We start from the raw sequence: 2,073 nt of genomic DNA, 5'->3' as shown, positions 1-2,073 counted from the left end.
CGTGGGCATGGACGCATGGTCGCCCTCGTACTCGACCACGGTCCGGTACTCGGGGTACACCAGCTCGCTGTGCCCGAGCTTTCGCCCGTCGCTTTCGCCGATGTCGACGACCCTACGCGCACCAGTTCGAGGGCACGGCGCAGCCTGCGCGCACCCCGCCGCCGAAGCGTGGCGACCGCGGCGCCGAGCTCGCCCCCTGTCGCGATAGCAGCCTCGGCGGGGAGCTTGCGTCCGCGTTCGTCGCGCGGGACGGTGATGAGCGCGTCCCCGGCGGCGACGAGATCGCGAAGGGAGAGGGATGCCGCGAGCTGCACCCACGTCGAGGCCGGACTTGCCACGATCAGGCCATGATGGCTCCGCATCGTCACACCGTCCGGGGCGAGTTGGTGCCCGCGGACACCGGCGCCACGCACCACCCGCCGGGCGCGACCACGGCGACGTGCACCACGTCGGGCAGAGCTGCGCGCGAGTCTCAGCAACCGGCTCGCCACCCCGATCGTGACGAGGTCCCTGCAGCGTGAGCTGATCGACCGCATCGCCACCGAGCTCGACGTGCCCGACACGAGCCTGCGGGCCGTGCTTGCCGGCAGCCAGATGGCCGACCTCATCATCGTGCGCCACGTCGTGCGACGCCGCTCGGTGAAGGCGACTTCATGGCCGGTACGCGCTGGCGTTCGCGTCGGCCGCGATCGTGCGGGCGCTGATCACCGTCGCCTTCGCGCACAGAGTTCCAGTCGACGCAGTTCATGCCGCTGCTGGTGTTCCCGCAGATCCTCGTGGGCGGCATCCCCATGCCCCGCGATCACATGCCCGAGGTGCTGTACGCGATCAGCGACTGGCTGCCGCTGAGCTACGCGGTCGATGCGGTCAACGCCGTGACGGTCGGCGACGAGGGGTGGGAGGTCGTGCGCCCGCTGCTGATCGTCGCCGCATTCGCCGGCGGCGCGGTCGTGCTGGCATGGCTCACGCTGCGCCGGCGCACGCCGTAGCCTTGTCAGTCGTCCACGCCACGCAGCTTCGCGGTGAGGTCATGCAGCTGTGCCAGCTCGTCGTCGGTGAGCACCGACATCCGCTCCGCCACCGTCCGGGCGTGCCGGGTCGCGAGCTCGCGGAACGCGCGGGCTCCCGCGTCGGTGGCCGTCACCAGCGATCCGCGGCCGTCGGCCGGGTCACCGCACTTGGTGACGAGCCCGCGGGCGACCATGCGGTCCACGAGCCGCGACACCGACGGCTGGCTGACCAGGGCGAGGCGCGTGATCTCGCGCAGCCGGGCCGTCATATCGGGCGCGCGTGTGACGGTGAGCAGCACGTCGTACTCGTCCTGGGTCAGCCGGTTGCCATCGAAGTCGCCGCTGGTCTGGGCGAACACCTCGTGCTGCGCGCGGAACAGGCTCTCCCAGGCGGCGACGGCGAGGCGGCGGTCGGTCATGGATCACAACGATAGCCGGGCTGTGCGATGTGAGATGGATGCTGCGCGCTCTCGCTCTGCTGGTGATCCTTGCCGGCGGCGTGGCGGTGGCGCCGACGGCTGCCCTCGCCGACGTGAACGACGTCACCTTCCGCAGCCTCGACGTCGACGACACGCTGGGCCGCGCGGCCGACGGCACGCGCGCCCTGCGGGTCGTCGAGACGTTCGTGGCCGAGTTCCCCGACCACGACCAGAACCGGGGCATGCGCCGGCCGCTGCCCGAGACGTACAACGGGCAGCCGCTGTTCCCCGAGCTCATCTCGGTCACCGACGAGACGGCGCAGCCGCGCCCGGCCGCGACCGACAGCGACGATGGGTCCTTCTTCATCACGTCGGCCGCGCCGGGGTACGTGCACGGCGCGGCCGACCTCTGTCTTCACGTACACGATGCGGAACGTCACGTGGACGTTCGGCGACACCGACGCCGATGAGTTCTACGGGGATGTCAACGGCACCGGTTGGCAGCAGCCGTTCGGCAGCGTGCGCACGACCGTGCACGTCGACGCCGAGCTGGCCGCGGCGCTCACTGGCTCGCAGGCCTGCTACCGCGGCGCGCAGGGTGCAGCCGACCGGTGCGAGATTTCGGTGAGCGCAGATGCGGATGG

At 71.2% G+C, this 2,073-nt stretch carries 2 protein-coding genes and 3 pseudogenes; 4 read left to right on the top strand and 1 reads right to left on the bottom strand.

What is annotated here, in order from left to right; translation table 11 throughout:
- Nucleotides 1-360 precede the first annotated feature (360 nt).
- Nucleotides 361-591: pseudogene (locus ACK5IN_RS02850) on the top strand (hypothetical protein); the annotation flags it as partial.
- 137 nt (nt 592-728) lie between these two features.
- Nucleotides 729-989: pseudogene (locus tag ACK5IN_RS02845) on the top strand (ABC transporter permease); the annotation flags it as partial.
- Between the two features lie 5 nt (nt 990-994).
- Here the strand turns inward: ACK5IN_RS02845 and ACK5IN_RS02840 are convergent.
- Nucleotides 995-1,429, bottom strand: a complete 435-nt coding sequence (locus ACK5IN_RS02840; protein ID WP_416894711.1) for a MarR family winged helix-turn-helix transcriptional regulator — start codon at nt 1,427-1,429, stop codon at nt 995-997.
- A 38-nt stretch (nt 1,430-1,467) separates the two neighbouring features.
- Here ACK5IN_RS02840 and ACK5IN_RS02835 point away from each other — a divergent pair, with 38 nt between their 5' ends.
- Both ACK5IN_RS02835 and ACK5IN_RS02830 read left to right on the top strand, forming a co-directional pair.
- Complete coding sequence (locus ACK5IN_RS02835; RefSeq protein ID WP_416894710.1) at nt 1,468-1,899, top strand: hypothetical protein; 432 nt, start codon at nt 1,468-1,470, stop codon at nt 1,897-1,899.
- Nucleotides 1,856-2,073, top strand: a pseudogene (locus ACK5IN_RS02830) (DUF2207 domain-containing protein); the annotation flags it as partial. The gene ACK5IN_RS02835 and the pseudogene ACK5IN_RS02830, both read left to right, overlap by 44 nt.

It is taken from the genome of Microbacterium sp. (genome assembly GCF_047971895.1).
Lineage (GTDB): Bacteria > Actinomycetota > Actinomycetes > Actinomycetales > Microbacteriaceae > Microbacterium.
This window is presented reverse-complemented; position numbering and strand designations above follow the sequence as displayed.

What these genes read in the sequence shown, in the direction of transcription:
- ACK5IN_RS02840 (WP_416894711.1), bottom strand. Translation starts at nt 1,429, where the DNA reads ATGACCGACCGCCGCCTCGCCGTCGCCGCCTGGGAGAGCCTGTTCCGC.
- ACK5IN_RS02835 (WP_416894710.1), top strand. Translation starts at nt 1,468, where the DNA reads ATGCTGCGCGCTCTCGCTCTGCTGGTGATCCTTGCCGGCGGCGTGGCG.